Below are 15,628 nucleotides of genomic sequence, written 5' to 3' on the forward strand. Positions count from 1 at the left end.
ACCACCTATAAAACTCAAGCTGCAAACTGATGCAGCGAGTTCATACAACGAGAGGTAAATCCAGATAAAAACTGGTTCCTGCTCCAAGACTGCTTTTGACGCTGAGTTGTCCGTGCAAAATCGAGGTAGTAATGTTGTAGCAAATATTCAATCCCAGGCCACTGCCGCCCTGACCCAGTTTGGTAGTAAAAAAGGGGTCAAAAATCCGCTTTTGATTTTCTTCAGGTATGCCCGCGCCATCATCACTGAATGCAATCAGCACACGCTGTGCATCCACCAGGGTGACGTTGATATCCATATGGCCTGCCTGTCTTTTATCAAAGGCGTGCAGGATGGAGTTTTCCACCAGATTGCTGATCACCTGCCCCAGAGAGCCCGGGTAGCTATCCATATGGATGTTATACGGCACATTCACTTGTATGCTGTGCCCGGTTTGAGTGATGCGTATATTCAGGGTGGCAATGATGTCGTGCAAAACCTGGCGCAGATCAAAGCTGCGTCTATGCTCAGAAGTGCGGTCTACAGCCACCTGCTTGAAACTGCTGACCAGGGTCGCTGCGCTACTCAATCCACGCATCAGTATCTCTGATGAGGTTTTGACTTCTTCACAAAAATTATTCAAGTCGGAACGCCGCAAGGTTTGCCCTGCCAGCTTGCTGCTCAGATAGCGACTGCCATCCTGCAAGGTACTGGCAACCAGCAGGCAATTACCTATGGGAGTATTGAGTTCATGTGCAACACCTGCAACCAGTGAACCCAGGGCGGCCAGTTTTTCCTGCGCCAGCAAATGCTCCTGGGTTTTTTGCAAACGCATATACGCGTCAGCATTGCCCAGGGCAATCGCACCATAAGCGCATAGCGAACGGAAAATCATCCGCTCTCTGTCGCCATATACATGCTGACGCGACGATTGTATGGTCATTGCCCCCAATATTCTATCGCCAATAATCAACGGGGCAAATAACATGCTGTGTACCATTTCCGTGCCGGGTATCAGTCCAGGCAATTCATCTTCGGCGGCCAGCTCTATGGCAACTTCGCGGCGCTCTTTCACGCAGCGTATGGAATTAGACACCGGGCTGGACATATAGACGGTATCTGGTTCTATCGGTATGCCATTTTCAACGCCAAAGGCTGAGGTCATGCTTTGCTGGTCGTCATCCATCATGTAGATGACAAAGGCAGTCACATGCAATAAATCATGCACATGGCGATTCAATGCCTCAAAGACTGCTGCCGCATCAAGGCTGGCGGTAATTTCCTGTCCTATGGTTCCCAGTTTTTCCAGCACGACGCTGGTTTGTTGCAAGACTTCAGCACGCTGGGCTTCAGCTGCTGCCAATTGACGCAGGTGTTCGCTTTCTGCCTTCATGCGTTCGGTCTGCTGGCTGAGCTGCATGGCATTCAGGCGATTGGCAGACGCCCGGTTATGGCTTTTTTCACGGGCGGCCAGGGCAAGCTGACCAAATTCATAGGCTTCACGAAAATTGCCGGCGTTGGCGTAGGCTTGGGCTATTTCTTCATACAGGTCGGCAGGTACAGTAAAGCCACTGATATGTCCAGCCAGATCCAGCGCCATGCGCAAATAATGCAAGGGCGCGCTGGCGGCCTGCATTTCTGCCGGTTCAGGCAAGCTATGGCGCATATACAGTGCAGCAAGTACACGCAAGACTTCTATATGCCGGTAACTGTCGGTGCTCTGCCGTGCCAGAGCCAGCGCCTCCAGCGCAGCCGCCAAAGCTGCCTTGGCCTGCCCTTGCATGGACAAGGCATTTGCATAGCCACGGCGTGACCCTATACGAAAATCCAGATGATTTTTTTTATCTGCCCAGGAAATCAGCTCAAAGAAGCTCTTCAGGGCTGTCGCATAATCCCCCATGTCCAGCGACAAATCTCCCAGGTAACGCAGGGCTAACAAATGCGAACGTGAACCGACCACATGAACCAGCATGGGGAGTGCATTTTCCAGCATCTCTTTGGCCGCTTCCAGGCGCCCCAGCCTGCGCAAAGTCTCGGACATTTGTATCAGGCAACTGGCAATGCTGTTGGGCCAGCCGGCAGTCCTGGCCAGATCCAGGCCATCCTGTATCCATTGCAATGCTGACTGATGATCACTCATGCTGTTGAAGGCATCGCCAACATTGCTGGCGACATTGATCATGCGACGCTTTTGCCCGTAATTCCGGGCAAATTCAAATACCTGTATGCCACGCGCAGCTGACTCACCAAAGTCACTGGTGAGGGAGTAGGTATACATCAAAAATTCGTTGATATAACTGCGCAGGAAAAGATCTGTGCTCTGGCTTTCGGGATTGCGGCTTTCGCCCCAACGCTCCAACGCTAAAGGTAGATTGCGCAATACCAGTTGATTTGCCAGCAAGGATTCTGCTGCCACCTCGCGCATATAGTCCTTGGCCTGGCGGGCAAACTGCATGGCCTGCCCGATCTCAAATTCAACTACCGGTACTTCGCCTTTTTGCAAGCCAACACAGGCGAGCAAAAAACGTGCATCTGCAGTGCAACAAGCAGCCTCGGCAGATGCACCATCTGCAACCAGTTGCAAAGCCAGGTTTGATAACTGGGCTGATTTATCGAACTCGCCGTATAACCAGGCAGCCTCAGCCCTGACCAGCACCAACCTGGACCGCATGAGCCTGAATTGCTCACTGCCTGAATCTGTATCAAGATGATCAGGAAAGAAATCGTTCAGCAGATACTCTGCCGTTTGCGCCAGATGCAAAGCTCTGGCAGAGTCACGCTGGCGCAGATGCCAGGCCAGACATAACTGCATATTCAATAATTCCATACCTCGCAAACCAGGCAATTCGCGTTCCCATTGCTCTACTTCGTCATTGGTAACGAACATTTCCATGGGATGAAATTAAATTGAGGTTGGACGATTTTTAGAACTTGGGTATTACAGAAATAGTATCAGATCGAGGAGAAATTAGAAGTTAATCCGGCGGCCAGAGGTCTGCATTTGAAGAATATTGACAAAACCATATACTGAAAAGTAACACTGGCTTGCGTTCAAGTAGAGAACGCAAGCCAGTCAATTAATCTTAAAGCAATTTAATTAAGATTCAAACAATACCCTGCAATGGCGGGGAAATTCAATCCGCTTTTTTAGCTACCAGTGTCAAAATATCATAGGACGCTACCAGTTCATTGTCCTGATTAGTCACTTCCACATCCCATGCCACAACGCCCTGCCCCACGCCTTTGACATCTTTCTTTTGCCTGTCTATCTTGCGCTTGCAGGTCAGGCGTGCGCGTATGGTGTCACCTATGCCTACCGGCTTGATGAAGCGCAGGGTGTCGAGGCCATAGTTGGCCAGGACGGGACCAGGTGCAGGAGACACAAATAAACCGGCCGCCGCTGACAATACGAAATAACCATGCGCAATACGCTTGCCGAAAGGGCTTTCTTTGGCAGCGATCTCATCGAAATGCATGTAGAAAAAGTCACCAGACAAGCCGCCAAAGGCAACGATATCGGCTTCGCTGACAGTCCGCCTGTGTGTCAGCAAGGACATACCGATTTGCAAGTCTTCAAAATAGCGGCGGAAAGGATGGATGTCGGATTCCAGCACAACCGCACCCCGTACATGCTCTGCTGTCACTGCTGCCAGCATGGTGGGTGAACCCTGTACGGCAGCTCTTTGCAGATAATGTTTGACTGCCCGGCTGCCACCCAGTTCTTCACCACCACCAGCACGACCAGGACCGCCATGCTTCAATTGCGGCAAAGGCGAACCATGGCCGGTTGATTCTGGCGCTGACTCGGCATTCAATATCATCAAGCGACCATGCCGTGCCGCCATATGTGGTATCGCCATGGTAGCGATATACGGGTCTTTGGTGACCAGGGTAGCTACCAGGCTGCCGTTACCCTTTGCTGCCAGTGTCAGGGCTTCCTGCATGTCCTGGTAAGGCATCAGGGTAGTTACCGGGCCAAAGGCTTCAATCTCATGTACTGCTGAATTTTCCATAGGATGGCGGCAGACGATCAGGGTCGGTGAGACAAAAGCGCCCTGCTCCAGCCCTTCACCCTGCATTTGCACAGGCACAGTGCCACCGCAGATGATTTGATTGCCCGCTGCCAGTTGCTCAATGCTGGCGAGTACATCATGCTGCTGGGCGCGACTGGCCAGCGGCCCCATACGCACACCATCAAGACGTGGATCACCGACGATGGTTTTTTCCAGTCTCGCGCGTATTTTTTCAGCCACCACATCCAGTTGTGCAGCGGGCACCATGGCCCTGCGTATGGCCGTGCATTTTTGCCCGGCCTTGGCAGTCATTTCACGCACCACTTCTTTGACGTACAAATCCAGCTCGTCATCACCAGCCACCACATCCGGCCCGAGTATCGCGCAATTCAGTGAGTCAGCTTCGGCATTGAAGGGGATGGCACGGCGCACGATATTCGGATGCACCTTCAACTGCGCTGCCGTTGCCGCAGAACCGGTGAAGGTGACGACATCAGTTTCTTCCAACAGATCGAGCAAATTGCCAGTGGAGCCAATAACCAATTGCAAACTACCTTCAGGCAACAAGCCACTCGCATGAATTTGCCTGACTAGTGCCTCGGTCAGATACGAGGTCGCAGTCGCCGGTTTGACTATGCATGGCATGCCTGCCAAAAAACTGGGTGCAAATTTTTCCAATAAACCCCAGACCGGAAAATTGAAGGCATTGATATGCACTGCCACACCCTGACGCGGCACCAGGATATGCGTACCAGAAAAATGCCCCTGTTTGCCCAAGGGTATGGCCGGGCCTTCGTGCACTACATTCCCGGACGGGAATTCATTCGTGCCTATGCTGGCGTAGGCAAATACGGTACCTGCACCACCTTCTATATCTATCCAGCTATCGCTACGCGTTGCGCCAGTGTAGGATGAAATGGCGTATAGCTCTTCCTTGTGTTCAGTCAGGTACTTGGCCAGGGTGCGCAAAATAGAAGCACGTTTTTGGAAGTCCAGTGCCAGCAAATTTTTCAGGCCAGTCTGTCTTGCATAATTCAGCGCTGCACCAAAGTCCAGGGCTTCGGCATGACTGGCGTAAATCGCGCTGCCATCAATGGCGCTATGCAAGACTTGTTGGGGTTCTGCACCAGTCCATACACCGCCTACCCAGCTTTGCAAAATTTTCATGGATTACTCTCTTAAATAATCAGATATTCAGAATCAGGACTTGGTGCTATATGTCGGCAAACCTGCTGCCAGCGCAATGCGTGGGCGATTTTCTTCGACGGCAGTCAGCGCTTCCACTTCCTGCATGCTGGCGAGTGATCGTCTGGTCAGTGCATGATATTGCGCCGTGCCTTCAGTCTTCCAGGCGATTTCTTCATCACGCAAAACACGTGCGATACGAGCAGGCGCACCCATGACCAGGCTGCGTGGCGGTACATCCATCCCGGCCTTGACAAAGGACATGGCAGCGACGATGGATGATTCACCAACGACTGCCTTGTCCATGACCACAGCATTCATGCCCACCATGGCGTTTTTACCTATGCGGCAGCCGTGCAATACTGCGCCATGGCCGATATGCCCATCCTGCTCCACCACGGTGTCGCTATCGGGGAAGCCATGGATGACACAGGTATCCTGCACATTCGCGCCTTCTTCCAGAACAATGCGGCCAAAATCACCACGCAGGCTGGCAGACGGGCCTATATAACAGCCAGGCCCGACGATCACGTCGCCTATCAGCGTGGCGCTGGGATGCACATAGGCGCTGGGGTGCACCACCGGTATCAGACCATCGATTGCATATATGCTCATGCCACGCTCCTGTCTTCAGGCACGTTCTATAATCAACGCAATACCCTGTCCTACACCTATGCACATGGTGCACAGAGCGTAACGGCCATTGATGCGTTCCAGTTGGTTCAGTGCTGTGGTCACCAGACGCGCACCGGATGCGCCCAATGGATGGCCTATCGCGATTGCACCGCCATTTGGATTGACATGCGCGGCATCATCAGTCAGGCCAAGATCACGCGTGACCGCCAGACCTTGTGCCGCAAAGGCTTCATTAAGTTCTATGACGTCCATCTGTGCCAGATTCAAACCTGTCTGCGCCAACAATTTACGGGTTGCCGGTGAAGGGCCAAAGCCCATGATGCGCGGAGCCAGACCTGCTGTCGCCATGCCAACGATACGGGCACGTGGTGTCAGGCCATGCTGTTTTACTGCAGCGTCGGATGCCAGCAATAAAGCGCAAGCACCGTCATTGACGCCAGATGCATTACCGGCCGTGACTGTGCCATCTGGTTTGACCACGCCTTTCAAGCGGGACAGCATGGCGATATCTGTATCTGGACGTGGATGTTCATCGGTGGCGAACAAAATGGCGTCACCCTTTTTTTGCGGGATGCTGACGGGGATAATTTCCCCGGTGAAAAAACCGGCAGCGTTGGCTGCTGCCCAGCGTTGCTGGCTGCGCAGGGCAAAGGCATCTTGGTCCGCACGGTTAATACCAAATTGCTCAGCGACGTTTTCTGCGGTTTCGGGCATGGAATCTATGCCGTATTTTGCCTTCATCAAGGCATTCACAAAACGCCAGCCTATCGTCGTATCTTCTATCTTCGCAGCGCGTGAGAAAGCACTGTCGGCCTTGGCCATGACAAAGGGCGCGCGCGTCATGCTTTCCACGCCGCCAGCAATAATCAGTGATGCTTCACCCGATTTAATGGCACGCCCGCCTATGCCTATGGCATCCAGGCTGGAGCCACACAAACGGTTGATGGTATTGGCTGGCACATCTACCGGCAAGCCAGCCAGCAGCGCTGCCATACGACCGACATTACGATTATCTTCACCGGCCTGGTTGGCGCAACCGTAGTACACGTCATCAAGCATTTTCCAGTCTACGCCAGCATTACGCTCTATCAATGCCTTGATCGGCAAGGCTGCCAGATCATCAGTACGTATGCTGGCCATGGCGCCACCGTAACGCGCGAATGGGGTCCTGACAGCGTCGCATATCCATGCTTCCATTTTCTTTCCTTTGTCTCTTATTTTTGACTGGCTTACTCAATTACTCAAGCCTTTTTACGATTGTCCACTACACGCCTGGCCTTGCCGACCATGGTGCGCTCTATGCTGTTGGCGGGCAGTATGCTGACATGGCAACTGACACCGATAAAGGTTTTGATATGATGCTCTAGCTGTTGGTGCAATTGCTTCACATCCTGCTCTGACAAAGTGCCTGATACTTCAGGCCGCAATTCCGCCACGATAGCTAGCTTGTCCATATGACCTTCACGCGTCACTACCAGTTGATATTGCGGTGCCAGTTGCGGGTGTTTGAGTATCAGCTCTTCAACTTGCGTGGGGAACAAATTCACACCACGGATGATGAGCATGTCGTCAGAACGGCCAGTGATCTTGCCCATGCGACGCATGGATCTTGAAGTCGGTGGCAGTAAGCGTGTCAGGTCGCGGGTACGATAGCGTATGACAGGAAAAGCTTCCTTGCTCAGTGAGGTAAACACCAACTCGCCTTCTTCTCCATCGGGCAAGACTTCGCCAGTTTCAGGATTGATAATCTCTGGATAAAAATGGTCTTCCCATATCACCGGACCATCTTTGCTTTCTATACATTCACTGGCGACACCTGGCCCCATGACTTCTGACAAGCCGTAGATATCAACGGCATCAATACCTGCCCGTGTTTCGATTTCACTGCGCATGGCATCGGTCCACGGCTCGGCACCGAAAATACCTATACGTAAAGAGGTGTTAGCGGCATCTATGCCCTGGCGCGTCATTTCTTCTATGATATTAAGCATATAAGAAGGCGTGACCATGATGATGGATGGCTGGAAATCCTGTATCAGTTGCACTTGTTTTTCTGTCTGACCACCAGACATGGGGATGACCGTACAACCCAGTCGCTCTGCACCATAATGCGCACCCAGGCCACCAGTGAACAGGCCATAACCGTAAGAGACTTGCACGATATCCCCCGCACGGCCACCGGCCGCACGGATAGAGCGCGCCACCAGGTCCGCCCAGTTATCAATGTCTTTTTGCGTATAACCAACCACGGTTGGTTTGCCTGTGGTGCCGCTGGATGCATGGACTCTCACCACTTTTTCACGCGGTACGGCAAACATGCCAAAGGGATAGTTGTCGCGCAAATCCTTCTTGCCTGTGAAAGGGAATTTCGCCAGGTCGGCCAGGGTTTTCAAATCATCTGGGTGTACGCCCGCTGCATCAAAACTGGTGCGGTAATGCGGAACGTTGTCATACACGTGTTGCAAAGTCCACTTCAGTCGCTGCAATTGCAGGGCCTGAAGTTCGTCCTTGCTTGCTGTTTCTATCGCGTCCAAACCCACCGCTGTTTTTCTGTCTGTGTTGTCTGCCATGTTTTGTCTCCCGCTCACTTATCCTGATTTCGTTTCTATGATTGATGGCTAAACACAAGTTCAATTTGGAATTGCGTTTCCCTGCAATACCAGACCCGGTACAACTTCCGCATTCAGCTTATGCGACTTGCCGCGGAACAGCGCGATCAATTGACCATGCTGATTAGTCAGACGCACATCGTAAATGCCGGTGCGGCCAGTCAGTGATTGTTCTGTCGCCGTCGCAGTAATGACGTCACCTTCGCATCCTGGAGACAGGAATTCTATGCTGCATCCGGCAGCAACAGTTACCTGATTACGACTATTGCAGGCAAAGGCAAATGCACTGTCGGCGAGGGTAAACAGATAACCGCCGTGACAAGTCTTGTGTCCGTTCAGCATATTAGATTTGATCAGCATGCTGAGTGTTGATGTCCCTTCAGCCACATGAGTTATCTGCATATCCAGACCGCGCGTTGCGGCATCGCTGGCGAACATGGCGGCGGCAGTGAGTTCTGCCATGCGCTGGCTGTCTTTGACGACTTGCTTATTTACTTCGCTGGCCTCTGTGCTCATCTATGCTTTTCCTTATGCCGATCAAACTTACTTGCCAACAAACTTTGGTGCGCGCTTCTCTACAAATGCAGCTACACCTTCACGATAGTCCTGGCTTTGCCCCAGTTCACGCATCATATTGGTTTCCAATATCAATTGCTGTTCCAGAGTATGTTGCGGGCTGGCATAGATTGCCTGCTTGGTGAAAGCCAAACCCTTGGTCGGAGCAGACGCAAAATGTGTGGCCAAAGCCATGGCTTCAGCCTGCAATTGATCATCATCCACACACTTCCAGATCAGGCCCCATTGCTCTGCCTGCTCAGCACTGATTTTGCCACCCAACATGGCTGCGCCCATGGCTCTGGCAGTACCAAGGGCACGTGGCAAGAAATAAGTGCCGCCAGTATCTGGTATCAGACCCAGCTTGCAAAAGACTTCAACAAAACTGGCTGAACGTGCAGCCAATACGATATCGCAGGCCAGAGGCAGGTTGGCACCGGCACCGGCTGCTACACCATTCACTGCGCAAATAACCGGGATGGGCAAGGCGCGCAAGGCCAGTACCAAAGGCGCATAGTATTTTTCTACAGATGCGCCCAAATCAGGTGGTGCGCCATCGGCACTGACTGCACGATCAGATAAATCCTGGCCTGCGCAAAAGCCGCGCCCGGCACCGGTTAATACCATGACGCGCACTGAAGCATCAGCCCGCAAGGTGGCCAGTGCATCCTGTATTTCCAGATGCATGGCAACGTTAAAACTATTGAGTTTTTCAGGGCGGTTCAGGGTCAGGTGGGCAATGCCCTCACTGATGTGAAACAGGATGTGGGAATAGTCCATTCAATTCTCGCTATCAAAATCCAGGGTCAGGGTATCGCTGACCGGGAAACTCTGGCAGGTCAGCACGAATCCACGTGCCACTTCATAATCTTCGAGGGCGTAATTCCTGTCCATATCGACCTTGCCTTCCACGACTTTGGAACGACAGGTAGAACAAACACCGCCCTTGCAGGAATAACGCATATCATGCCCCAGCTTCAGGGCGGCATCCAGTACAGATTCCTTGTCTTTTTCCATGTCGAAATGGGTGTGATGACCATCCATGATAATCGTCACGGCACAGGATGACTTGCCTGGCAAAGGCTTGGCGCTGGCGACATGCCGGTGCGCCGGTATGCTGGCGGCAAACAATTCGACTTTAATATGCTCCTTGGGCATGCCACGCTGTTGCAAGGCAGCGCTGACGGCATGCATCATTTCTTCCGGCCCGCAGATGAAGGCGGCATCCATGTCGTCTATGCGTATCCACCGATCAAACAGATTCAGGCATTTCTCAGCAGTGATGCGGCCATTAAACAAATCTATATCCTGCTGCTCACGGCTCATGATGTAGATCAGGTTCAGGCGTTGCAAATAGCTGTCTTTCAACGCTGCCAGTTCTTCCTTGAACATGACTGTAGATGATGCCCGGTTGCCATACACCAGGGTAAATTTGCTGTGTGGTTCTGTCTGTAGTGCAGTCTTGATGATGGACAGCAAAGGCGTGATGCCACTGCCCGCTGCAAATGCCAGATAGTGCTTTTCATGTTCAACAGCCAGCGGCAGATTGAAATGCCCCATGGCAGGCATGACTTCGATATCCATGCCTGTGCGCAAGCTGTCATGCACCCAGTTGGAAAATGCACCACCCTGCACGCGCTTAATGGCAACCCGCAATTGCCCATCCTGGACAGCAGAACAAATTGAGTACGAGCGCCGTACATCCTCGCCCGCTATCTTGGCACGCAAGGTCAGATGCTGTCCTTCACGATAGGCAAACTGCGCCTGCAGATCAGCTGGCACGGCAAAACTCAAGACCACGGCATCGCGGGTTTCTGGCTGTATCTGGCTGACTGTCAGTGGGTAAAATTTGCTCATGTATTGTCGTCTCCTTTTATTCTTATTATTCGCTCAGTGCGGTTTGAAGTAATCAAAAGGCTCCAGACAAGCCCGGCATTTATACAGAGCCTTGCAGGCAGTTGATCCAAACTGGCTGACCAGTTGAGTATCGACAGAACCACATTGCGGGCAAGCGATGGCTGGCTGTACTTCGCGATAACGTTGTATAGATGAGATATCCACCACCTGTTGCTGTGGCGGCGCGATGCCATAGCCGCTGAGCTTTTGCCTGCCTGCTTCTGTCATCCAGTCAGTACTCCAGGCGGGTGACAATTGATAAACAATGCTGGGCGGCTTGATGCCATGCGCCTGCAATGCCTTGACTATTTCTTCGGCAATCACATCCATGGCTGGGCACCCGGAATAAGTGGGGGTAATCGTGATGACACACTCGCCCCCCTGCCATTCCACTGCGCGGATAATACCCAGGTCCGTCACCGAAATGACCGGGATTTCAGGGTCACTGACTTCCCCCAGCCATTGCCAGATCTGCCCTGTACTGGCAGGTGGATTTTGCACATAGTCCATGGCAGAAGCTACCATTGCGCCCCCGGATAGGCACGCTGCAAAAACTGCATTTCTGCCAGCAGGTAACCCATATGTTCAGTATGCACACCTTGCTTGCCCCCCTTTTGCATCCAGCTATTGGCGTCGGGCAGCCGCAAAGTGGCAGCATTCATGACATCGGCAAGATGGATATCCCAGGCGGCTTTCAAATCTGAAGGCAAAGGTGCCATGCCCACCGCGTGCATGGCGACATCGAGCTCATCATCCATGAACATTTCGCCAGTGAAGCGCCACAATTCTTCCAGTGCCGCTTGCATCATTTTCTGGCTCAATTCAGTACCATCACCCAGACGTACCACCAGGTCGCTGCTGCGACGCAAATGGTAAGTGACCTCTTTCAGTGATTTTTCTGCGATGGCGGCAATCTGTTGATCAGTAGATTGTTTCAACGCTTGCAGATAATGGTAGTGCCAGGTATCAAACAGGAATTGCCGCATCAGGGTATCGGCATAAGTACCATTTGGTTGTTCGAGCAATAGAAAATTATGGAAGTCGTGGGCATCACGCAAGAAAGCCAGGTCGTCTTCTGTGCGTCCTTTGTCTTCCAGTTCTGCGGCATAGGCGTACCACAATCTGGCCTGCCCTATCAAATCCAGCGCCACATTAGTCAATGCCATATCTTCTTCCAACGCTGGCCCCTTGCCGCACCATTGCGACAGGCGCTGGCTGAGTATCATGACATTATCTGCCAGACGCAAAACATGGCTGAACTTCTCATTGAGCTTATGATTGAACTCATTCTCTGACATCTCAATTCTCCAGAATTATTTAACTACGATGTATAGAAAGAGTTCAATTACAGATTCTTGACTTCATCGGGCATGGGGAAGAAAGTCGGATGACGATATACCTTGCTGTTTGATGGCTCAAACAAAGCTTCCTTGTCGCCGGGGCTGCTGGCAAAAATGTCACCTGCTCTTGCCACCCAGATGCTGACGCCTTCATTGCGACGTGTGTACACATCACGCGCGTGGTTGATCGCCATCTCTGCATCTGGCGCATGCAGGCTACCTACATGCTTGTGCGCCAGACCATGCTGGCTGCGTATGAATACTTCCCACAAGGGCCATTCTTTGCTCATGATCTGTCTCCTGCTGCCTTATTTCTTTTTATGTACATATTTATGCGCTTTTCTTATTTTCTTGCTGCTTGTCGGCATGCGCCTGCAAAGCATCACGGAACCATGCGCCGTCGTCGTAGGCTTTGACACGGGTACGCAGCCGTTCACGGTTGCAGGGGCCATTGCCTTTCAGGACCTGGTAAAACTCTTCCCAGTTGATTTCACCAAAATCATAATGGCCGCGTTCTTCATTCCATTTGATGGCGGGATCAGGCAGTTGCAGGCCCAGGTATTCAATCTGTGGCACGGTCTGGTCCACCATGCGCTGGCGCAACTCGTCATTGGAAAAAAGCTTGATACGCCATTGCGCTGATTGCGCACTATTCACCGATGCTGCATCTGACGGGCCAAACATCATCAGCGCTGGCCACCAGTAACGATTCAATGCATCTTGCGCCATGGCTTTTTGTTCTGCTGTGCCACGGCACAAGGTCATCATGATGTCGTAACCCTGGCGCGCATGGAAGGATTCTTCCTTGCAGACGCGTATCATGGCACGTGAATATGGACCGTAAGAACAGCGGCACAAAGGTATCTGGTTGATGATGGCTGAACCGTCGACCAGCCAGCCTATCGCACCCATATCAGCCCAACTCAAGGTCGGATAATTGAAGATGCTAGAATACTTGGCTTTACCGGAATGCAGGTCGGCCAACAGCTCATCGCGTGACACACCCAGGGTTTCGGCAGCGCTGTAAAGATACAGACCATGCCCTGCCTCATCCTGGATTTTTGCCAGCAAGATGGCTTTGCGTTTTAAAGTAGGTGCTCGGGTAACCCAGTTACCTTCTGGCAGTTGGCCAACGATTTCGGAATGCGCATGTTGGGAGATTTGCCGTATCAGGGTTTTTCTGTAGGCATCCGGCATCCAGTCTTTGGCTTCAATACGGATACCGGCATCAATGCGCTCCTGGAAAGCACGCTCGGCATCGCTCAACTCTTCTGCAGTTTTGAGCTTGCTCAAGCCGGTCTCGACTAATTGTGCATACATGAAACACTCCTTGGCATCCTGAAGATGCGAACATGGAAGATTGATCTGCGTCAAACAATTATATGATACAGTTTTTATTGATGTTGAAGTTTTTTTGTATCATTTTAATTTTTTGAGGGATTTACCCCCCATTAGCTACACCATAGGTAAAATCTGGACAACAACCAATACTCACATACAACCACTTACACAGCCGCATGCAGACCAGCACTGCCATCCAAACCTGGATAGACCAGCAACTAACCAATAATCCGCCAAGGGCAAAATCCCTGGTAATGACGGTATTTGGCGATGCCATTGCCCCGCATGGCGGTACGATATGGCTAGGTAGTTTAATCTCATTAATGAGTCATTTTGGCATTAATGACAGATTAGTACGCACCAGCGTGTTCAGGCTGGCCGAAGAAGGCTGGCTGGAAGCCAAACGGGATGGCCGGCGCAGCACTTACCAGCTGGCAACTGCAAGCTATGCCAGGTTTCAGCATGCCTACAAGCGTGTGTACGTACCGCAAACAGGCAAATGGGATCATTACTGGACACTGGTCATCATGAGCGGTGACGACACATCCACCGGCAACAAAGCCAGCCTGAAAAAAGAATTGCTGTGGGAAGGTTTTCGCATGATTAATGCCGGAGTATTTGCGCATCCACAAGCAGATACTGCAGCCTTGCAAAATGTACTAGGACGTAATGGCTTCGCCGGATTATGCACGGTGTGCCGTGCCAGCGATTTGAACCTGCCAGATGCCCGCCCGCTACCATCGCTCATTGCCAGCCACTGGCAACTCGATGAGGTGAATGTCGCCTACAAGAATTTTATTGAAGCATTCTCACCGTTAAAAAAGCTGGTGCAAGGACAAGCTCTTCCTGAACATGCTGCCTTTGTTATTCGCAGTTTGTTGATACACAGCTTTCGTCGTACCCAACTGCACGATCCAAACTTACCGAGCAGTTTGCGACCTGAAGGTTGGCTGGGTGATGAAGCTTACCGGCTTTGTCGAGACCTGTACCGGGCTTGTTTCCGGCCAGCAGAAAATTTATTGAGCCAGGCATTGGATCCTGAACATCGACAAGATAGTAGCTTGAGTTTACAGGAAAGGTTTGGAGGACTCTTTTGAAGCCGCAGATCTGTTTTATGCCATATTAGTTTATACAGTATTGAAAGCTATGTGAGCGTTGAAGCATATAGCCCACCTTAGGCTAGCTGCTCGGCGAGCGCAACAATGATGCCCTCGGGGCCCCGAATGTAAGCCAGGCTATACGTATTCTCATACTGCATTTCGCCAATCAGCTCTGCGCCGTGTGCAAGCATGCGTGCAACGACATCACCGATGCCATCAACGGCGAACATGATACGACGCAAGCCCAGTGTGTTTACCGGCACATCCACCGGCCCAAACCTGATCGCATCCGGCGTGTGGAATTTATCCAGCTCAATTCCTTGTCCGTCGGGAGTCCGCATCATTGCGAGAGTCGCACGAACATCCTTTAGACCGATCAGGCTAGCTATCAAGGGCCCTTCGACTGTCGTCTCCCCTTCAAGTTTGAGGCCAAGCGTAATGAAGAAGGCTTTGACAGCTTCGAGGTCATCAACAACGATGAGGATGTTGTCCATGCGTTTAATTGTCATAATCTTGCTCTTCTTCTAATTGCTGATGTACATATCCGTCGCACTTGATCCATGACGAGTTAACAATACAGGCTATTAAGCGTCACACTAGAAGTTATCATAAAAATGTCATTGACTCTTCCAGACCTGGCATTTGCGAATACAAACTCAATCAAATTATTCAATAAACACACCGATGGCTATTCACGGTAAATCGATACAAGAGATTCATGCCTAAGGGAAATGATACTCAAGTAGTAGTTATTCAAAAAATGATCATGTATAAATCAATGAAGAAGTCGAGAATTAATACAAATACCCAGGCCTGCCTTTCTGTATATCGACGAACGCCGCGGTGCTCCTGCCTTCGTAGGAGTGACGATGCTAAGTTTTCATGCTGAAATGCGTACATGTAGATGCCAAGACCTGAACTGCAACTTTGCTGCTAATACTGACGATGCGGGCAGTCATCCGCTCAGGTTAGAA

The 15,628-nt window shown here is 51.5% G+C and carries 14 protein-coding genes; 1 reads left to right on the forward strand and 13 read right to left on the reverse strand.

Annotated elements, in window-relative coordinates; translation table 11 throughout:
* Positions 1 to 40 precede the first annotated feature (40 nt).
* From AC3WQT_RS27540 to paaA, 12 genes are all read right to left on the reverse strand, one after another.
* Positions 41 to 2,872, reverse strand: coding sequence for a GAF domain-containing sensor histidine kinase (locus AC3WQT_RS27540; RefSeq protein ID WP_492709007.1), 2,832 nt, complete (start codon positions 2,870 to 2,872; stop codon positions 41 to 43).
* A gap of 241 nt (positions 2,873 to 3,113) precedes the next feature.
* Positions 3,114 to 5,159, reverse strand: a complete 2,046-nt coding sequence (gene paaZ, locus AC3WQT_RS27545) for a phenylacetic acid degradation bifunctional protein PaaZ (protein ID WP_492709009.1) — start codon at positions 5,157 to 5,159, stop codon at positions 3,114 to 3,116.
* A gap of 33 nt (positions 5,160 to 5,192) precedes the next feature.
* A complete protein-coding gene (locus tag AC3WQT_RS27550) occupies positions 5,193 to 5,792 on the reverse strand; it encodes a phenylacetic acid degradation protein PaaY (protein ID WP_492709011.1) in 600 nt (199 codons plus the stop codon).
* Between the two features lie 15 nt (positions 5,793 to 5,807).
* The gene (gene pcaF / locus AC3WQT_RS27555; protein ID WP_492709013.1) at positions 5,808 to 7,010 is read right to left on the reverse strand and encodes a 3-oxoadipyl-CoA thiolase; all 1,203 of its coding nucleotides are present in this window, start codon (positions 7,008 to 7,010) and stop codon (positions 5,808 to 5,810) included.
* 44 nt (positions 7,011 to 7,054) lie between these two features.
* Positions 7,055 to 8,383 carry a phenylacetate--CoA ligase PaaK gene (gene paaK / locus AC3WQT_RS27560; protein WP_492709015.1) on the reverse strand — a complete coding sequence of 443 codons (1,329 nt, stop codon included), beginning with the start codon at positions 8,381 to 8,383 and terminating at the stop codon, positions 7,055 to 7,057.
* A 60-nt stretch (positions 8,384 to 8,443) separates the two neighbouring features.
* Complete coding sequence (paaI, locus tag AC3WQT_RS27565) at positions 8,444 to 8,938, reverse strand: hydroxyphenylacetyl-CoA thioesterase PaaI (protein ID WP_492709017.1); 495 nt, start codon at positions 8,936 to 8,938, stop codon at positions 8,444 to 8,446.
* A 27-nt stretch (positions 8,939 to 8,965) separates the two neighbouring features.
* The gene (gene paaG, locus AC3WQT_RS27570; RefSeq protein ID WP_492709019.1) at positions 8,966 to 9,757 is read right to left on the reverse strand and encodes a 2-(1,2-epoxy-1,2-dihydrophenyl)acetyl-CoA isomerase PaaG; all 792 of its coding nucleotides are present in this window, start codon (positions 9,755 to 9,757) and stop codon (positions 8,966 to 8,968) included.
* Complete coding sequence (gene paaE / locus AC3WQT_RS27575) at positions 9,758 to 10,834, reverse strand: 1,2-phenylacetyl-CoA epoxidase subunit PaaE (protein WP_492709021.1); 1,077 nt, start codon at positions 10,832 to 10,834, stop codon at positions 9,758 to 9,760.
* Between the two features lie 33 nt (positions 10,835 to 10,867).
* Positions 10,868 to 11,398 carry a 1,2-phenylacetyl-CoA epoxidase subunit PaaD gene (gene paaD / locus AC3WQT_RS27580; protein WP_492709023.1) on the reverse strand — a complete coding sequence of 177 codons (531 nt, stop codon included), beginning with the start codon at positions 11,396 to 11,398 and terminating at the stop codon, positions 10,868 to 10,870.
* Entirely contained in the window at positions 11,392 to 12,171 is a 780-nt protein-coding gene (gene paaC, locus AC3WQT_RS27585) for a 1,2-phenylacetyl-CoA epoxidase subunit PaaC (RefSeq protein WP_492709025.1), read from the reverse strand. The genes paaD and paaC overlap by 7 nt, the downstream gene beginning before the upstream one ends.
* A 47-nt stretch (positions 12,172 to 12,218) precedes the next feature.
* Positions 12,219 to 12,503: a 1,2-phenylacetyl-CoA epoxidase subunit PaaB gene (paaB, locus tag AC3WQT_RS27590; RefSeq protein WP_110252930.1), complete on the reverse strand. Its 285-nt coding sequence runs from the start codon at positions 12,501 to 12,503 to the stop codon at positions 12,219 to 12,221.
* Between the two features lie 40 nt (positions 12,504 to 12,543).
* Positions 12,544 to 13,533 carry a 1,2-phenylacetyl-CoA epoxidase subunit PaaA gene (gene paaA / locus AC3WQT_RS27595; protein ID WP_492709027.1) on the reverse strand — a complete coding sequence of 330 codons (990 nt, stop codon included), beginning with the start codon at positions 13,531 to 13,533 and terminating at the stop codon, positions 12,544 to 12,546.
* 197 nt (positions 13,534 to 13,730) lie between these two features.
* Between paaA and paaX the strand changes: the two genes are divergently transcribed.
* The gene (gene paaX / locus AC3WQT_RS27600; protein WP_492709029.1) at positions 13,731 to 14,651 is read left to right on the forward strand and encodes a phenylacetic acid degradation operon negative regulatory protein PaaX; all 921 of its coding nucleotides are present in this window, start codon (positions 13,731 to 13,733) and stop codon (positions 14,649 to 14,651) included.
* 77 nt (positions 14,652 to 14,728) lie between these two features.
* On the opposite strand, the gene AC3WQT_RS27605 is transcribed toward paaX, so the two are convergent.
* On the reverse strand, positions 14,729 to 15,163 hold the full coding sequence (locus AC3WQT_RS27605; protein WP_492709031.1) for a VOC family protein: 435 nt from the start codon (positions 15,161 to 15,163) through the stop codon (positions 14,729 to 14,731).
* Positions 15,164 to 15,628: the final 465 nt, after the last annotated feature.

It is taken from the genome of Undibacterium sp. FW305-107, assembly GCF_058788535.1.

Coding starts and splice junctions, on each gene's coding strand:
- paaI (WP_492709017.1), bottom strand. CDS start 8,938: ATGAGCACAGAGGCCAGCGAAGTAAATAAGCAAGTCGTCAAAGACAGC.
- paaC (WP_492709025.1), bottom strand. CDS start 12,171: ATGTCAGAGAATGAGTTCAATCATAAGCTCAATGAGAAGTTCAGCCAT.
- AC3WQT_RS27540 (WP_492709007.1), bottom strand. CDS start 2,872: ATGGAAATGTTCGTTACCAATGACGAAGTAGAGCAATGGGAACGCGAA.
- AC3WQT_RS27550 (WP_492709011.1), bottom strand. CDS start 5,792: ATGAGCATATATGCAATCGATGGTCTGATACCGGTGGTGCACCCCAGC.
- paaK (WP_492709015.1), bottom strand. CDS start 8,383: ATGGCAGACAACACAGACAGAAAAACAGCGGTGGGTTTGGACGCGATA.
- paaA (WP_492709027.1), bottom strand. CDS start 13,533: ATGTATGCACAATTAGTCGAGACCGGCTTGAGCAAGCTCAAAACTGCA.
- paaE (WP_492709021.1), bottom strand. CDS start 10,834: ATGAGCAAATTTTACCCACTGACAGTCAGCCAGATACAGCCAGAAACC.
- paaG (WP_492709019.1), bottom strand. CDS start 9,757: ATGGACTATTCCCACATCCTGTTTCACATCAGTGAGGGCATTGCCCAC.
- paaX (WP_492709029.1), top strand. CDS start 13,731: ATGCAGACCAGCACTGCCATCCAAACCTGGATAGACCAGCAACTAACC.
- paaZ (WP_492709009.1), bottom strand. CDS start 5,159: ATGAAAATTTTGCAAAGCTGGGTAGGCGGTGTATGGACTGGTGCAGAA.
- paaB (WP_110252930.1), bottom strand. CDS start 12,503: ATGAGCAAAGAATGGCCCTTGTGGGAAGTATTCATACGCAGCCAGCAT.
- pcaF (WP_492709013.1), bottom strand. CDS start 7,010: ATGGAAGCATGGATATGCGACGCTGTCAGGACCCCATTCGCGCGTTAC.
- paaD (WP_492709023.1), bottom strand. CDS start 11,398: ATGGTAGCTTCTGCCATGGACTATGTGCAAAATCCACCTGCCAGTACA.
- AC3WQT_RS27605 (WP_492709031.1), bottom strand. CDS start 15,163: ATGACAATTAAACGCATGGACAACATCCTCATCGTTGTTGATGACCTC.